This window comes from Roseobacter fucihabitans, assembly GCF_014337925.2.
Taxonomy (GTDB): Bacteria; Pseudomonadota; Alphaproteobacteria; order Rhodobacterales; family Rhodobacteraceae; genus Roseobacter; species Roseobacter fucihabitans.
Map to the genome: position 1 here is coordinate 3,843,061 of NZ_CP143423.1, position 19,713 is coordinate 3,862,773.

1 protein-coding gene is annotated in these 19,713 nt (G+C 58.9%); it reads right to left on the reverse strand.

Going from position 1 to position 19,713, the window contains the following annotated elements; all coding sequences use genetic code 11:
* Positions 1 to 171: 171 nt before the first annotated feature.
* Positions 172 to 19,464: an Ig-like domain-containing protein gene (locus tag ROLI_RS18975; protein WP_262386371.1), complete on the reverse strand. Its 19,293-nt coding sequence runs from the start codon at positions 19,462 to 19,464 to the stop codon at positions 172 to 174.
* Between the last annotated feature and the right edge of the window lie 249 nt (positions 19,465 to 19,713).

Here is a 19,713-nt window from a genome sequence, read left to right on the forward strand (position 1 = left end):
GCAAGAATTTTGCCTGCGCTATGACGCAGGTCAATTCAGTGGTTTTGCCGGTCTATGTGCGGAACAGTTTTAAGGGTCTTGTCACATTAACGTCCAGGTTGGGTTCTTGGAACCCATCGGGGGCGCACAGGCCCATGCCGTGATCACGTGAGCGCGGCGCGGGCCATGACTTTACCAGAAGACAAACTCATCCGGGGTGATCTCCAATGTCACTGTCGCACTGTCGGTGCCACCGTTTCCATCGTCCACTGAATAGGTAAAGCCGGTTGTATCGCCCACCTCGACCAGATCGCCCTGATTACGGAAATCAACCACACCGCCCTCATAGACCCTGAATTGTCCGCCATTATCACCGTCAAAGAAAATCCCTGGCCGGATGGGGAGATCGTTGATGAATATGATCTCATCCACGTCCAGATCATTGGCAAGCAACTCTCTATCCTCATCCTTGGCCGCGATGCGGAACAGAAATTTACCGGCCGCGTCCAATTGGCTCTCGGAAACTTGATAGGCATCATCGCGCGCGATGTCTGGCCCGATTGTAAATGTCACGCGGGCTGTATCGGTGCCACCGTTTCCGTCACTGGCAGTATAGGTGAAACCGGTTATGTCATCCGGTCCAATCACACTGCCCTGGTTGCGGAAATCAATGACCCCGCCTTCATAGACTCGGAATTGCCCGCCGTTGTCGCCGTCAAAGAAGATGCCATAAGCAAAGGCAGCCCCATTGACCGAGATAACCTGGGTTGCGCCCGTGTCATTGGCCAGCAAGTCGGTATTGTCGTTTTTCGCACCGAGGCGGAAGAGGAATTTCCCTGCATCATCCAAGGCCTGCGCTGTGACCGTGTAATCGTTATCTTCGGCGATGACCTCCCCGACCGGCGGGTTGATTGCGACCGTGACCGTGGCCGTATCCGTGCCGCCGTTGCCGTCGCTGATGGTGTACTCAAAACTGTCGGTCGCCACGGCACCTGAGGCAAGGCCACTAAAGGCACCGTTCTGATCATAGTCGAACGTCCCATCACCGTTCAGCGTCACAATTGCGCCTGAGGCCAGCGTCGTTGCCACCCCAAGGGCCGCAGAGGAGCCATTCAGCGCACTCACCAAAAGTGTGTCGCCTGCGTCAATATCGCTATCCGTGCCATTGCCGTTATCCGCCAGAACATTGCCCAAAAGCGCCGCGCCGAGGCCAATGCCAAAGCTGTCATCCACCGCATCCGGCGCGTCATTCACGCCGTTCACGTCGATGTTCACGGTGGCCGTATCCGTGCCGCCATTGCCGTCGCTGATCGTATAGGTGAAGCTATCGGCACCGGTCTGACCGACCGAAAGCGCCTCGAATTGCCCGTTCGGATCATAGTCAAACGTTCCATCCGCGTTTAGCATCAAGAGCGCGCCAGAGGCCAGCGTCACCTGCGCCCCCACATTCGCCGCAACGCCGTTCACCGCAGAAACCGTCAGCACGTCGCTGGTATCGACATCGCTGTCAGCACCGTTGCCGTTGTCATCAAACACGCTGGCACCGGACAAGGTCGTGTCTTCATCCGTGGCGAGGGTATCATCCTGCGCCACCGGACCGTCGTTCACGCCCGTAATCGTCACATCGACCGTTGCCGTGTCCGAACCACCATTCCCGTCGCTGACGGTGTAGGTGAAGCTGTCCGTAGCGGTTTCACCCAGGGCAAGGCTCTCGAATTGGCCGTTGCTGTCGTAGGTGGCCGTGTCAGCGTCCGGTTCGATCGTCACCAATCCGACAGTGCCGGTGGTATCAACGGAACCGATCTCCACATCATCGCCGTCAATATCCGTATCGTTACTGGTGAGCACAACCGATCCCCCGGCATCCTCGCTGACACCAAGCACATCATCGACAGCAATCGGCGCGTCATTCACCCCGTTGATGGTGATATTTACCGTGGCGGTATCGCTACCACCGTTCCCGTCGCTGACAGTATAGGTGAAGCTATCGACCGCTGTTTGCCCGACACCAAGGCTCTCGAACTGACCGTTGGGATTGTAGTCAAAGGTCCCATCGCCATTATCGATCACCGTGCCGAGCGTAGCGGTCGTATCGATGCTGCTTACGCTCAACAGATCGGAGTTCGGGTCGGTATCATTGGTAAGCACAGAGCCCGTGGTGAAGCCTGTGTCCTCATCCGTGATGAACCCATCATCAATCGCCACCGGTGGCAGGTTCGACCCGCCAATCGTCACCGTCACCGTGGCCGTATCGGTGCCGCCGTTGCCATCGCTGATGGTGTAGGCGAAGCTGTCAGAGGCCGTGGCACCTGAGGCCAGACCGCTGAAGGCGCCGTTCTGATCATACTCGAACGTACCATCCGCGTTCAGCGTCACAATCGCGCCCGAGGCCAGCGTCGTTGCCACCCCGAGAGCCGCAGAGGAGCCGTTAAGCGCGCTCACCTGAGGCGTATCACTTGCGTCCACATCGCGATCTGCGCCATTGCCATTGTCCGCCAGAACATTGCCCGAAAGTGCTGCATCCACACCCACACCCAACGTGTCATCCACCGCATCCGGTGCGTCATTCACGCCGTTCACGTCGATGCTGACCGTGGCGGTATCCGTGCCGCCATTGCCGTCGCTGATCGTATAGGTGAAGCTATCGGTCACATCCACGCCCACACCCAGCGCCTCAAACGCGCCGTTGGGATCATAGCTGGCCGTGCCATCCGCATTAACCGTGATCACCGCGCCCGAGGCCAACGTGATCTGGGTGCCGACATTTGCCGCCTGCCCCTGCACCGCACTTACCACGATCATGTCGAGCTGGTCGATATCGCTATCCACGCCACCGCCATTATTGGCAAAAAGATCGAGGCCAACCAGCGCGGTTTCCTCATCCGTGGACAGGAAGTCATTCTGAGCCACCGGCGCGTCGTTCACACCGTTCACATCGATGTTCACCGTGGCCGTGTCAGCCCCGCCATTGCCGTCCGAAACGGTATAAGTGAAGCTATCCGCGCCGGTCTGACCGACCGAAAGCGCCTCAAATTGCCCGTTCGGATCATAATCAAACGTCCCATCCGCGTTTAGCGTCAACAGCGCGCCCGAAGCCAGCGCAACCTGAACCCCAACATCCGCCGCAACACCGTTCAAAGCAGAAACCGTCAGCACATCGCCATCGGCATCCGTGTCATTGCCCAATACGGCCCCACTCACCGGGGTATCCTCATCTGTGCTGGCGCTGTCATCCCCAGCCACCGGCAGATCCGCATTGCCGTTGATCGTGACGGTCGCAGTAGCGGTATCCGTGCCGCCATTACCGTCGCTGATCGTATAGATAAAGCTGTCGGTCGCCGTGTCCCCGGTGTTCAGCGTCTCGAACTGACCGTTGGTGTCATAACTGAAGGTGCCCGACCCGTTGACCGTCAGCAAGGCGCCGGAGGCCAACGTGATCTGCTGGCCGATGTCCGCGGCCACACCGTTCACTTGCGTTACGAACGGGGTGTCTGGCGCATCTGGATCACTGTCGGCACCGTTGCCATTGTCATCGAGCAGGTTTCCAGCCAGCAGGTTATCTTCGCCGACCGCCAGAATGTCGTCATTTGCCGTGGGCGCATCGTTCAGACCGTTCACCGTGATCACCAGTGTTGCGGTATCGCTGCCACCATTACCATCCGCCACGGTGTAGCTTATTGAATCCGTAGCCGATTGCCCGACACCCAGCCCGTTGAACGCCGTGCCCGGATCATAGGTAAAGAGCCCATCGGACCCCAGCGTGATCGACCCGCCACCGCTTGTGGATGTCGCCACGCCGACCGCCAGGGTCGAGCCGCCAACTTCGGTGATAACCAGCGTGTCATTGCTATCCACATCCGTGTCATTGGCAAGCACGTCGCCGGTGGCGGTGGAATCCTCATCGGTGCTGGCGGTATCCGTGGCCCCCAGGGGCGCGTCATTTACCCCTACAATTGTCAGGGTCACCGTGGCCGTGTCGCTGCCGCCGTTGCCGTCCTCAATGGTGTACTCAAAGGTTTCAGTCGCCGTTTCACCCAGGCCCAGAGCTTCATAACCATTGGCCGGATCGAAACTAAACTGACCATTGGATTGCAGCGTCACCTGTCCACCGCCCGCAAGCGCCACCGCAGAACCGACATTTGCCGCGCTGCCATTGACCTGCGTCACGGTGATCGTGTCACCGTTGAGATCATTATCCACGCCATTGCCGTTATCGGCCAGCACATCGCCGTTTACGGCCGTATCCTCATTCGCGGCAATCGCATCATCCTGCGCGGTCGGCGCGACATTAGTGCCATTGACGGTGATGTTGACCGTTGCCGTATCGCTGCCACCGCGCCCGTCAGAGATCGAATAGTCAAAGCTATCCGATCCACCACCGTCAAGCGCACCGTTGGGATCATAATCAAACGTCCCATCCGCGTTGAGCGTCAGCAAGGCACCCGAGGCAAGCGTAACCAGGCTACCGACATCGCCCGCTTGGCCGTTGACTGCCGAGACCGTCAGCGTGTTGGGGGTGTCCACATCGCTGTCGGCCCCATTGCCATTGTCATCCAGCACATTGCCGGAAATCGGGTTATCATCATTGGCGATGAAACCATCATCCACCGCATCGGGATCATCGTTTTCACCACTGACCCGGATGGTGATCGTGGCGGTATCCGTACCACCTTCACCGTCGGATATTTCATAATCGACCTGCTCATCCGCGCTCTGGAAATCCGCCAGATTCTCGAATTGGCCATTGGCGTCGTAATCAAAACTGCCATCCGCATTCAGCGTAAACAGGGCACCCGAAGCCAATGTGATCTGCTGCCCGACATCCGCTGCCTGACCGTTCACCGCACTGACGGAGAGCGCATCATTGCCCGGGTCAGTGTCGTTGGTGAGCGCATTGCCCGACGCCACGGGGCCGTCTTCATTGGCAAAGATGAAATCATTCGCAGCGTTCGGGTTGGCGTTGACCACCGTGACCTCAAAACTGTCGCTCTCGACGGAATTGGCCTCGCCCGCATTGTCATCCACCGTGACGGTCACGGTAAAGGTGCCTTCGCCTGCGAACACATGGTTGAGCGCCGGGGTCAGGGAGACACTGTCGAAGGTCTCGACAGGCGATCCATCGCCGTAATCCACGGTGAAACTGCGCGTATCCGTGTCAGGATCAGAGAGTGTCAGGGAACGGTTGAGATTGGCCCCTTCGTCCACGCTCGTATCCGCACCGGCCTCAAGACCCGGCGCATCATTCACCGGATCAACGGTGATATTCGCGGCCACGGGTGGATCAGACGAGAAGGCAATGCCATCAGAACCAGTCCACAGGAAGCTGTCAGCCCCATTGAAATCCTGGTTCCCAGTATAGATCAAGTTCCCGCCAAGCAAATCAGCGCGCGATATGACCTGGCCCGCGATCACGGGTACACCGCTCAGCGCCAGCGCGCCGTTCACGGGGAAGGTTTCAATGCGGATTTCTTCCAGCGTATTGCCATCCGGATCGGTGAATCCGGCCTCAAAGATCGCCGCATCCAGCACGATGGCGGTATCCTCATCACCGCTCGCCGACACGGGGGAAATCGACGGCGCGTCATTGCCGTAGATCTGGATCATCACCGAGCCGTTCCAGGTAATGACAAATCCACCACCGGGCAGCCCCGCAATATCGGGCTGGTTCTGCGAACCTGTCGTGGTGGTATTGACCTGGAACTGGCTGTCCACCCGCGCGCCATTGGCGTCATACTGCTGGGCGAAAACCCCCTGCCCGCTGCCATCGGTTCCGGCGGAATCGACCCAAGCGATGACGAAATCACCATTGTCGAGCGCCGCAACAACCGGATCATTCTGCGTGCTGAAACGCTGATCATTGACGCGGAACTCATCCACAACCGGCGTGCCATCCGGCGCGATGATTGTGGCGAAAATGCCTTGTCCGCTCAGATCGGCGACGCTGTCGGACCAGGTCACGACGATATTGCCGTCGCTCAAAACCGTGACCTCTGCGTCGGATTGATCGCTGCGTGTTGCGGTATTGACCTGGAATTCCACACCAACAGGTGCTGCATTGGCATCATAGCGCTGCGCGAAAACGCCAAAGCGGTCCCCATCTGCGGAGCCAGCGGAGGCAAAGGACTCCCAGGTGATCAGGAACCCACCATCGTTCAATTGGGTGATGGCCGGATTCTGCTGCGTGCTGAGCGTTTCCGTGTTCACCACGAATTGTCCGGCGATCGGCGTTCCGTCCGCATTGAAGTGGCGCGCAAGGACACCATTACCATTGCCGTCGCTTGCGCCGGCCGAGTTGATCGAAGTCCATGTGACCACAAAGCTGTCATCATCCAGCACCGCAACATCGGCGTCCCATTGGTTGGAAGACGTCAGGTTATTAACCAGAATCTCGCCGCCGTTCAGCGTTCCATCCGCATTGAATATCTGCGCTACAACGCCCTGCCCGCTGCCATCCTGACCGCTACTGTCAGTCCAGCTGATAACCCAGCTGCCATCCGAAAAGGCCGCGATCTTGGGGTCGTTCTGATTGTTGAGCGTTGTAGTATTGACCTGGAACTCGTCATTGCTCCCCGACGCGAGGCCAGCACCGTCACGGGCCAGTTTATTACCGTTGACGTCAAAACGCTGTGCAAAGATGCCCTCGCCGCTGCCGTCCGTCCCGGTGCTTTCCCAAACCACCAGGAAATCGCCCCCCGTGCCCGGCAGGGTCACGATGGCCGGATTGTCCTCCGTGCCGGTGTCGGTCGTGTTGACCACCTGCTCGCCGCCCACGGGCTGCGCGGAATCTGGCGAGGGTGTGATCGTGATCGTGACGATTTGCGGGATGGATGCGCCGCCATCACCATCCGTCACCTGAATGCGCAGATCGCGCGTCGGCAAGGGATCGTCCGAGATATTACGATAGGTCAGGTTCTCGACCAGAAGTTCCACAACCTCCGCCGTGGCGTTCTGATTGAGGCGCAACTCGAAGGGCGTGCCGTCCTGACCGTTTTGAATGATCTGCGCGACAATGATGCCATCGACGGAAACCGCCGTCCCGGCGATTCCGATCTGTGTGGTCTGACGCAGGCCAAGTTGATCCTGCGTCAGATCATCAGGCGCGTTGATCTGATTGATCAGCGGCGCCGAAGAAATCAGGTTCGACACCAGGATCGAGCCGCCGTCGAAATCCGCAGAATCCGGGTCCGACACCGCTGCGGCACCATTGGCATCAATCAATTGGGGTACACCGTTCAGGGTGTTTTCGAGATAGGTCACCTCGCGGTTAATGCCCTCCACGATCGGATCGCCGCCGGTGGCGAAATCAGCCGGGTCACCGATGATGCGGTGGAATATGCCGGTATTGTCACCATCTCCCGCTGTCGCGCTTGTCTGGGAGGTATAGGACACCACGATGTTGCCGCCGGGCAGGCTCGCAATCGCAGGTTGGTTCTGGGTCGAACTGACCTCCTGATTGACCTGAAGCGCGCCATCCACGCGGTTCCCATCGGCATCATATTGTTGCAGAAAAACGCCTACGCCACTGCCATCGGTGCTGTTATTATCACTATAGGTGATGGCAAAACCACCGCCCGTGATTGCAATAACATCCGGGCTGGACTGCGCGTTATCCACGACCTCATTAACAAGGAATTCCTCGCCGACCCGGTTGCCCGCCCCGTCATAGCGCTGCGCAAAAATGCCCGCCGATGTCGTGTACCCGAAATCATCCGCTATGTCGGACTCAAAGACAACGACGTAACCGCCGTCCTCTGTTGCCGCGACTTTTGTTGCGAACTGCGAGAAACGTTCGTTGGTATTGACCTGGATCGGGCCGCCGATCTGGCTGTCATCCGCCGCAAAGCGTTGCAGGAAAACGCCGGCGTCATTGTCACCGGGGTTGTCGACATTGAAATCCGTGAAGACCACAACATAGGTGCCATCCGATTGCACGGCGATGTCCGGCTCCCGCGCGCCACTCGAGCCCAGAGGCGCAATCACGCTCTCCGAACCGATGGTGCCCCCCTGATCATTGAAACGCTGAACATATACTTCATCAACAAAGGGCGAGGTATTATCACGGCCGTGGCGCGCCAGGACAAAATCACCATTGTCAAAGGCGGCCAAACTGGGCGCATCCGGATCGAAATGTGACCCGCTTGCCACTGCGATTTCGGTGCCGACCCGCTGGCCATTCGCGTCAAAGACCTGAAGCGCGATTTCCTCATCGATATCGGTGCCGATGAGCCCGGAATTATCCTCCCAAGCCACCACAAATCCGCCCGTGGAGAGCCCGACCACCTGCGCGTTGAACTGCGCAGCGGCAGCATTTGTATTGACCTGAACTTCGCCACCCACCGGCGCACCGGAAGCATCATAGCGTTGCGCAAAAACACCGAAATCATTGTCCCCGGTGGCATCCTGATTGCGCGATGACCATACGATTACGTATCCACCATCCGCCAGCGTCGCCACATGGCTGTCGGATTGCTCGTTTGTGGTAAAGGAATTGGTCTGGACCTCGTCGCCTACCGCTACCCCACCGTCGATTTCGGGCAGGATGTCGATCTGGACAACTTCGCGCACATGGCCGCCGTCACCGTCATTCACCTGAATGGAAATGAGGCGCGACGTTTCGGGGTCATCCGAGGAATTGCCATAGGTCAGGCCACGGACCGCGTCTTCGACACGCTCCTGTGTCGCGGCACCGTTCAATTGAACGATTAACTCAGCCCCATTGGCACCATCCGAGGTGATCGTCCCGATGGCCGTGCCGCCAACGGACAAGGTCGTCCCAGAGATCGACAGAATCCCGCTCGTGTCAAATCCCAACTGGTCCTGAGAGGCGTCATCAGGTGCTGCAAATTGGCTTTGGATCGTGTCATTGACGACCATCGAGACCGTCAGGACGCCGCCATTGAAATCAGACGAATCCGCATCGCCCAGACCGGCGGCAGTGGCGAACAATTGCCCGCCCGCGTTCACATCTGCCTCTTGCAGGGTGACGCTTGTGTCCAGCGCGACCAGAACCGGGTTTTGCGAGATCTGCACGTCCCCGGCGTTGGCAAAGACCTGCTGGAAAACGCCATTGCCGCTGCCGTCGCCTGCTGTCGCGGAGGTCGTCGACGTCCAGACCGCAGTGAAGCCACCATTGGGCAGAGCGACAAGACGGGCTTCGCCCTGCGTCGATGAAAATTCGGTATTAAGTTGGAATTCGCCATCCACACGACTGCCGTCCGCCGCATATATCTGGCCAAAGACGCCTTGCCCGCTGCCGTCACCGCCGCTGCTGTCGCTCCAGGCCACAACCCATCCGCCGGTATCCAGCGCGATCACATAGGGATCGAATTGCGAGCTGAGGGTGCTTTCGTTGACCAGAACCTCGCCGCCGATCGCCGTCCCATTTGCGTCGAACCGTTGCATCTGGATGCCGGTCGAACTGCCGTCAATGCCGCTATCGTCATCCCAGACGATGACAAACGAGCCATCCGCCAAACCGGCAACCCGCGCGGCATCCTGATTGCTCAACGTGCTCGTATTCACTTGGAATTCGCCACCAACCGGTGTGCCGTTCGCCTGGAACACACGCGCGAAAACACCATTGCCGTTGCCATCGCCCGCCGTTGCTGAGGCGGTGGACGTCCAGGTCACAACAATGCGACCCCCACTCAGGACCGCGACCGTCGCATCGTTCTGCGACGAGGAAATCTCTTCATTGACCTGAACCGACGCGCCAAGGGGGGCACCGCTGCTATCAAACTGGCGCAGGAAAACGCCGACGCCGCTGCCATCCGCACCACCGGAATCGCTGTAAACGGCAACAATCGTGCCATCCGCCTTGGCGGCAAGATCAAGCTGGCTTTGCGTGCTGCTGGTCAGATCGTTGACCAGGAACTCATCCCCGACCCGCACACCGTTTTCGTCAAACACCTGGGCGAACGTGCCATTGCTGACCTCACCTGCTGGCACACCTGCGGGATGCGCAAAGCTGTTATCGCTCCATCCGATCACAAAACCACCCGTCGGCAGGCCAGTTACCGTCGCATCGCTCTGCACGAATTCCGTATGCAGGTTCACCTGGAATTCCCCGCCAACCGGGTCGCCGTTGAGGTCATAGCGCTGGCCGAAAACACCTGCGCTTGCGTCCTGGGTGCGGTCCTGATCCTGGCTGGTCCAGACCACAACATAACCGATCTGCACACCGGCGGCATCGTAAATCTCGGAGGTCGCCGCATCACTCTGGTTACCGGTCTCGAAGGTGTTGACCTGTTCTTCCTCGCCCTGCGGCAGCACGGTCCGGTCGACGTCACTGTTCACTACGATATCAACGACCTGCGACCCGGTTGAGCCACCATCACCATCGGTGACCTGAATGGCGACCTGACGCAGCGCCAGCGGATTGTCCGACAGGTTCTGATAAGACAGCTGGGACAGGATCGCCTCGACAGCTTCGGGCGCTGCAGCGGCACTGCTGAGCGCGATCTGCAACGGATTGCCGCCGCTGCCATCCTGAAGGATCGTGCCAATGACCGAGCCATTGACAGAAATCTGAGTGCCGGAAACGCTGACGCCATTGCCCGCCAGAACACCCAGCACATCCTGTGCTGTGCCTTCACCGGGTCCGCGCAACTGCTCTTCGGAAAGGCTGCTGCCAACGATGCGCTGCACAAGGATGCTGCCACCATCCATATCCGGCGAATCCGCATCCGTCAGGGACAACGCGCCATCCTGATTGAGAAGCTGCGGGCCAGCGTTGACGGCGTTTTCATCAAAGGTGACGGTCTCCTCGACACCCTCCAGAACGGGAGATGTTGCACCAACCGCAGGAATGGGCTGATCAAACAGCGCCTGAAACACGCCGACGCCGGAGCCATCCCCGGCGGTAGCAGAAGTCTGCGAGGCCCAGACAGCCGCCAGCGTGCCATTTGCCAGCACGGCAAGGTCCGGCTGGTTCTGGGTCGAGGACACCTCTTCATTCACCACAAAGGCGATACCATTGGGCGAGCCATCCGCATTGAACCGCTGAGCCGTGACGCCTGTGCCGGACCCGTCAACGCCGCTTGCATCCGCATAGGCGACCACAAAACCACCATCTGGCGTCCCCACAACGATGGGATCGGATTGCGTGGAGAGAGTGGAAGTATTGATCTGGAATTCGCCACCCTGGGCAACCCCCGCGCTGTTATAAATCTGCGCGAATATCCCGTCACCGCTCACATCCGGGCTCTCCCAGACGACCACAAATCCGCCGTTTGGCAGGGTCGCGCTGGTCCCGAGGGCGGCTACATCCGGGCGGTCCTGACTTCCCGCCACCGTCGTGTTGATTTGCCGTTCATCCGCGCCCGCAAGGGTGCCGTCAAAGGAGACCAGATTGCCATCCGTATCCAGACGCTGTGCAAAAATGCCGATGCCGGAGCTATCGCCGCCACCCTGCTCTTCCCAGACGACGATCACATCGCCACTGTCCAGCGCCGCGACCTGCGCGCGCTGCTGATTGCCGGAGGTCGTGGCATTGATCTGGAATTCACCAGCTTCCGGCGCGCCGGAAGCATCAAATGTGCGGCCGAAAACGCCGTTGCCACTGCCGTCTCCGGCCGTGGCCGAGGTCTGCGATGTCCAGACCACCATGAAGCGGCCCGCCCCCAGTTCAACAATTTCGGGTTGGTTCTGAGTGGAGGAAACTTCCTCATTCACCTGAAAGGCAGAACCCACCTCGGTGCCATCGTTCTGATACATCTGGCCGAACACGCCCTGCCCGCTGCCATCCCGGCCAGTATTCTCGTTCCAGAGCAAAACGAAATTGCCGTTGGAGAGACCTTCGGCGCGCGGCTGTATCTGGTCACCGAGCGCATTGTCATTGACCTGAAATTCGACACCAACCTGCTGGCCTTGATCATTGAAGCGTTGCGCGAAGGCCCCACGGTTCCCGGTGCCCGGATTGTCCTGTTGCGTGGAATTCCAGATCACCACATAGCCACCATCGCTCAATTCCGCGATGCGCGGGGCCTGCTGGGTGCTGTTGGTGAAGGTGTTGACCTGGGACTCCTGGCCCACACCTGTATCAACCGTGGTCTCGACCAGATCACGGATCAGGTCCTGCTGCATCCGGTTGAACGCCGTCTGATTGCCCGCCTGATTCCCAATCGTGATGTCAAACCCGATGGCATTAGCGCTGGTAAGCGACCCGCTGATGCCAAAGGTCAAGGCTTCGACAAGCGCTTCAATACCCTGCGCTGCCGCATCCGCGTTCAGATCGATCCGAAGTGCTGCGCTGTTGACGCCGTTCGATGTGGCGTTCACGGTCCCGATGACCGTCCCCTCAAAGGACACATTTGTCCCGTCAAAACCGATCTGGCCCGTGCCGGAGCCCTGATCCTGCACCGACAGTTGCTTGTTTGAGCCGGAGTTGAAGACCTCCGATATTTGCACGAAGCCACCATCAAAGCTGGTCCCCGCCAGATCGTCGAAATCCACATTGGCATCAATCAGTTGCGGCGCATTGAACAGCGCGGCCTCACTGCGGGCCGGGAAATCATCAAGCTGCGCAGTTTCGTTTTCGGGATCACCAAAGTCATCCAGCGTCAGGCCGGTGGCCGTTGTAGACCCCGACGTGATGCGCACAAAGACGGAATCCGGCTCTGTCTGGCCCCCGTCCCCATCCGTGATCACGAACCCGATCCCGCGGTTGGTAAATTGCAGATTGGCCGCGCTATCCGTAGAGCCATAGGCCAGATGTTCGGCGATTGCCTTGACGGCTGCGACATCTGCGTCGGCATTGAAGGTGATCAGCAAGGAGGCCCCGTTAACGCCATCCTGCGTGCCGTCAATTGTCGCCACGGCCGTGCCGCCAACGCTGATTGTGCTCCCCGCAATCGCCACATTACCACCTGCGGCGATGCTCAACTGGTCCGTCGCCGTCACACCTGCCGTGTAATAGACCTCAAACGTTCCACCGTCGAAATTCGCGCTATCGGGATCGGCGAACCCAATCCCGTCATCCAAAATCTGCGCCCCGCCCACAATATCATCCGCAAACAGCTGAACATCGCGTTCGAAATCTTCCAGCACAGGTGAATTATTCGCCGCAGGCGCGGATTCAAAGGTGCGCAACGAGACGCCAAAGCTGGAACCGTCGCCGGAATCGCCGCTGTTGAATGACGACCAGACCGCCGCGAAACCGTCCTTATAGGCGGCCAGGGCGGATTGGTTTTGCGTGGAGGCGGTCTCCAGATTGACCTGGATTTCACCGTCTATGCGGCTGCCATCCGCGGCAAAACGCTGGGCAAAAATGCCGTCGCCGCTGCCGTCCTGACTGCCGTTCGCGGTCCAGCTGACCACAAACCCGCCATCGCTCAATGCGATGACATCCGCATCGTTTTCGCTGTTGATCCGGTCGGTGTTTACCCGGAATTCATCGCCCACCGTCGCGCCACTCACATCATAGCGCTGCGCAAAAACACCGCCTGCGGAACCATCCTGCACGTCATCGGTCCACACGATCACAAAGCCGCCGCCCGCAAGGCCGATCACGGCAGGTTCAGATTGATCATCTGCCGTGGCGGTATTGACCTGGAACTCAGCGCCGACCGCCGCACCCGCCGCGTCATACCGCTGAGCAAAGACACCGTTGCGGTCGCCATCCCCCTCAAGCCCGCTCGCAAAGGAGGTAAAGACAATCACATGGCCCGCATTATTGCCCGATCCATCAAGCAGCATGGCGATATCCGGCTGGGATTGGTTGCCTGCCACGGTCAGCGTATTAACGGTGATCTCGCCACCAACCGCCACACCCGCTGCGTCAAATCGCTGGCTCAGGATCGCGTCGTTGCTACCATCGCCCTCATCCGACACATAGGTGACAACAAAGCCGCCGTCTTCAAAAGCGGCGACATTGGGAGACACCTGCGTCAAGGCGACCGATGTGTTGACGACGAATTCAGGTCCCTGCGCCGCGCCCGTCGCATCATAGCGTTGCGCGATGATACCAAAATCATTGTCACCCGGATTGTCCTGATTTCTGGCGTTCCAGACCACGACAAACCCACCATTCGCCGTGGCTGTGACAGCGGGCTGGGACTGTTCATTCACCACTTCATTATTGACCAGGAATTCCGGCCCTATGGGGATTCCGTTGGCATCATACAGTTGCCCGAACACGCCGGTATTGAAATCACCGATGTTGTCCTGATTGGTCGATTGCCAGATCACGACAATGCCGCCACCCGTCAGTGTCGCAATCTGCGGATCGGTCTGGTTGCCCTCGGTATGCGCGTTCACACCGCGCTCAACGCTACCGACAAGGGCCGAATCCACCTGTGGGGTCACGGTGACCTCAATCAACTGGGTCGGCGAACTTTGCCCATCCCCATCGGTGAAATCCACGCTGACACGGCGCAGGCTGACCGGGGCATCCGAGCCATTGCCATAGGCGATATTGCCGAGCAGCGCCTCCACCGCTTCAGCGGTCGAATTTGCGTTCAGGGTAATATCAAACCGGTTGCCACTATTGGTGATCGTCCCGACGACCACACCATTCACGCTGACCGTGTCTCCCGTCCCCAGCCCCGAGAATTGCACATTCCCGTTGCCGACATTGCCGGCGACCAGACCGAGCTGATCCTGTGTATCATCATCGCCCGGATTGAGTTGCTCGATATCATCGAAAATCTGCGAAACGGCGAGCGAGAGCACACCGCCATTGAAGTCGGTGGAATCCGTGTCGCCAAAGGCCACGGTTGCATCCGCGTCCAGACGTTGCAGGCCCGCGTTGACGTCCGCTTCCCCGAAAACCGCCGTTTTGGAAAGCCCCTGGATCACCGGTGCCGCACCCGGCGTGAAATCCGAGGGCGTGCCGAACACCTGCTGGAACACGCCATTGCCGCTGCCGTCCCCGGACGTGCCGGATGTCACAGAGCCAAAGGTTGCGACAAAGTTGCCGCCGGGCAAGGCCGCCAACTTTGGCGAGAATTGCGAACTGACGAAGGTGTCCTGATTGAGCAGGAATTCCCCGTCCAGCCGCTCGCCCGTGGCTGCATACCGCTGCGCCAAAACGCCGTCACCGCTGGCATCCACATTGCCCGAAAAACCGCGCCAGGCGATGACGAAACTGCCGTCATCCAGGCCGATGACATTCGGTTCGGCCTGCGTGCTGACAAAGCTGTCATTAACCACAAAAGTCCCACCCGCAGGCGCACCGGTGGCGTCAAACCGTTGCGCTACGATCCCCTGACCGGAGCCGTCCAGACCACTGTTGTCCGTCCAGGCGAGCACAAAGCCACCATCGCTGGTCGCAGCAATGGCCGCGTCCAAAGCAGAGGTCGCAATCTGTGCTTCTGCGACGGCCTCCGTGCCATCGGGATTAAACACACGCACGAACAGCGTGTTGGATGAGAAATAGCTCACCGCAATGCTACCGTCATCCAGGACGGCCACATCGGCGACACTCTGATTGCCCGGCGTCGTGGTATTCACGACGGATTCCGCACCAACCGGGGTCCCGTCGGTTGCAAATCGCTGCATCAGGATCGTATCGGACGATCCATCCCCGGAATCAGATGTGTAAACGACAACATAGCCGCCACTGGCAAAACCCAGCGTGCCCGCTGCTATCGTCGCAACCGCCGGATCGAATTGCGTGGACGCGGTGATCGTATTGACAACGGTTTCACCCCCCGCAGGCGTACCGTCCGCAGCGTAGCGTTGCGCGATAATCCCAAAATCGCTGCTGGCCGGATCATCGAGGAATGGCGCTTCCCAGACAACAATCCAACCGCCATCCGCAAGACCTGTTACCACCGGATCGATCTGATTGCCGCTGGTCGATGTATTGACCTGGAACTCCCCGCCAAGGCGCACGCCCTCAGAATTATAGCGCTGGCCGAAAATACCGTCGCCGTTTTCATCCTGGCCATCGGATTCCCACACCACAACCCAACCACCGTCGTTGAGGGCCGCGACTTCTTGCTGCTCCTGTGCGTTCGTGGTGAAGCTGTTGACCTGTGTTTCTGGCGGAACGGGAACCGGTGCACCCGGCTCGGCTTCCTGATTGATGCGAATCTCCAGCGAGCGCGGCTGTGTCAGCCCCCCGTCACCGTCCTCAATAAACAGCGAATAGGTGCGCGAATCGCGTGGGTTGTCGCTATCTGTCTGATACGTCAGCGCATTCAAAAGCGTTTCGACCCGATCCGGCGTTGCCCCGGCCAGCAGATCCAGCACTAAATCCGAACCGTTCAACCCGTCCGACGTCACCGTGGCAACCGCCACACCCTCCACACGCAGGGTCGTCCCAACCTGGGAAATCGCACCACCGATTGCCACAAAAACCGAATCCTGCGTCAAATCATCCGGCGCGCTGAAACGATCCGCAAGCGGTTCCGTAACGACCCGGCTGAGACGAATGGCACCGCCCTCAAGGTCGGTCGAATCCGCATCCGTCAGGGACAAACCACCCGTCAAGACGATTTGCGCCCCAATATTAGCCGCGTTTTCATCCAACGCCACAATCAGAGGCAATCCCTGCAGGATCGGGGCCGCAGATTGCGCGATCTCGGCGGGATCCCCGATGATCTGCTGGAAAATCCCACGCCCATTGCCGTCCCCCGCCGTCCCGGATGTTTCCGAGGACCATTGCACGACGAAATTGCCATTCGGCAGAGCCGCCAAGGCGATCTCGTTCTGCGTCGAGGCGACTTCGGTATTGATGCGCGTCTCGCTGTCCAACCGCGTGCCATCCGCCTCAAAAACCTGTACGAACACATCTGAACCACTGCCCGGTGCCGCTGTCGATGTATCGGTCCAGCCGATTACAAAACCGCCAGTGTCCAGCGCGATGATATCGGGCGTGGTTTGATCGCCCGGAGTGGTATCATTCACCCGGATCTCGCCGCCAACCGCTGCACCGGCATCGTTGAAACGCTGATAATAGATGCCACCGGAACTCGAATCCTGACCCTCCGAGCGCCAGACGACCACGAAATCGCCATTCTCCAGGGTCGCCACGCGCGGCACGTTCTGAGAACTGTTCGCAAAGGTGTTGACCTGGAACTCACCACCCTCCGGGCTGCCGGAGGCGTCAAAGATGCGCGCCGACACAGACGTCGATGACCCATCCCCGTTGGCGACGTCATTTTCTTCCCAAACAACGACAAACCGCCCGTTGCTGAGGGCGGCAACCGTGCCGGTATCCTGCGCTCCAGTGGTTTGCGTGTTGATCGCGATCTCACCGCCAACTCGCGCGCCCGCTGCGTTGAACAGCTGGCCGAATACACCGTTAGAATTTCCATCCCCGGCGCTGCCGGAATTCTGCGCGGTCCATGTGACCACATAGCCGCCATTGCTCAGACCGGTGACCTGCGGCTGGAACTGTGAGGCGGAGGTTTCGGTCTCAACCTGTATTTCACTCGCCACCAATGCGCCGCCCGCGTCATAGCGGTTCAGGCGCACACCGGTGATCGTGTCATCATCCCAAACGACCACCCAACCGCCGTCGGTCAGACCCGCAACATCGGCATCAAACTGCGAGGATGTCACCGTCGCATTTACCTGAAATTCTGCGCCCACGGCACCGCCTGCGGCGTCATAGCGCTGCGCGAAAACGCCCCTGTCGTTATCGCCGGAATTATCCTGATTGGTGGAGGTCCAGACCGAAATATACCCGCCATCCGCCAGACCGCTAATCGCTGAATCGGTCTGCGTGTTGACGGTCACCGTGTTGACCTGTCGTTCGGCGCCGATGAAGCCATCAACATCGGTTTCAGGCGTCACCTCAACAGAGATCACGACCGGATCGGACGTCGCGCCGTCCCCGTCTTCCACCAGAAGTTCAAGCGTTGTCTGGGCGCGCGGATCATCCGAGGAGATCGCAAACGTCAGATTTTCCAGCAGGATTTCCACCACAGAAGCATTCGATGCGCCATTGAGGTCAATGACCAAGGGCGTCCCATTTGCCCCGCTTCCGCTGATCGTGCCGACAACGGTTCCATTAACGGAAACAGTCGCGCCGCTCACCGAAACCGGGCCCGCAGATGCAACGCCCAATTGCAGTTGCGCATCTGTATCCTGATCGGCAAACCCGTCTTCGACCAAGGATTGCCCTATGGAAGAAAGGACAATGCGCCCGCCGTCAAAATCAGCGGAATCTGCATCAGAAAACGCGACCGCCCCGTCAAAATCCAGACGTTGTGGTGCCGCGTTTACCTCGGCTTCGGAAAACACCCTTACGGTTGAAAAGGCTTCTACTTCGGGGCGCGCAGAGGGGGCATTGAACGTCGCCTCATCGCCGAAGATGCGCTGGAATACACCTTGGCTCGACCCATCTCCCGCATTGCCGGAGGTATCTGAGGTCCAGACCGAGACGAAATCACCATTTGCCAATGCTGCAACATCAGAGCGTATCTGCTCACCGGAGGTCTCTTCGTTGAGCAAAATTTCCCCGGATTGCGCTACGCCGTCAGCATCAAAGCGGCGCGCGAAAACGCCACTGCCGCTACCATCACCGGCGGTGCCACTGTTTGCGGATGTCCAGCTGATGACGAAGCCACCATCCGTGGTCGCGGTGACTTCGGGATCGGATTGAGTCGACGAAGTTTCTACATTTACCTGAAACTCCGTGCCGACCGCACTGCCGTCACCCTCGAAAACCTGAGCAAAGATCCCAAAACCACTGCCATCAGCGGCGTTATTATCGTCCCAGGTCACGACGAAACGACCACCGTCCAAGCCCGCGACCGCAGGGTCCCCTTGGGAGCCGGGCGTGGTGGTATTCACCTGGAATTCGCCCCCGATAGATGTCCCGTCCAGCGCCAGAATTTGGGCAAAGACGCCAGCGCCGGAACCATCGCCAGCCGTCGCGGAGGCCGGGCTGTTCCACACGACGACGACACCACCAGCCGCAAGGCTATTTGCGCCGCCGCTGGGTTGAATGGCTGCAAGCGCAGGCTCGCTTTGATTGGAGGAGGTTTCGGTATTGACCTGAACATCTGCGCCGGCTGGCACACCGGCCGCATCGTAAAAACGCACGCGGATGCCATCGCTGCTAATATCGCCAAAATCATCCGTGAAGGTCACGGCAAAGCCGCCGCCGGGCAAGCCCGCCACTTCAGGATCAAACTGCGTCGCACTGGTATTTACCGCATTAACCTGAAATTCTCCGCCCGCCTTGGACCCATCCGCCGCGAAACGCTGGCCATAGACACCAAAATCAAAACTCCCCGGCACATCCTGATTTCGCGATTCCCAAACGATGACAAAACCGCCGTCTTGAGTTGCGGCAATGGAGGGATCCCGCTGAATTTCGATGGCTGTGTCGTTGACCTGCGTTTGTGCACCGATGCGTTCGCCCTGTGCAGAATAGCGTTGCGCGAAAATCCCGGCCTGATTGCCGTCCTGTGCCTCAGACACCCAAACCACGACGTAGCTGCCATCTGCGAGCGCTTGCACGCGGGCTTCGTTCTGGTTTCCAACAATGAAGCTGTTAATGAGTTGTTCAGACGTCAAAGGAGAATTCATAAATCCCTCACAAATAAAATTGCCCGCAAAATCACGGATCATAAAAAAACGTTCAGGTTGGCAAAAAAAATCCCAAATCCCCGATGGTAGTGTTCAATGCCCTTAACTTTCTGTCAACCAATTCACTCGAAATAAATGGTCCAAAGGCCCCACCCTTTGGTTAGCCTTTGATTTGGTGTTACTTTTGGGTCGGCGTTGAAAAGGCTCTCTGATACAGAAAACGCATAGATTTCAATCAATGCGTGAACA

Excerpts from the sequence above, each read along its gene's own strand:
- ROLI_RS18975 (WP_262386371.1), bottom strand. The coding sequence starts at position 19,464 with ATGAATTCTCCTTTGACGTCTGAACAACTCATTAACAGCTTCATTGTT.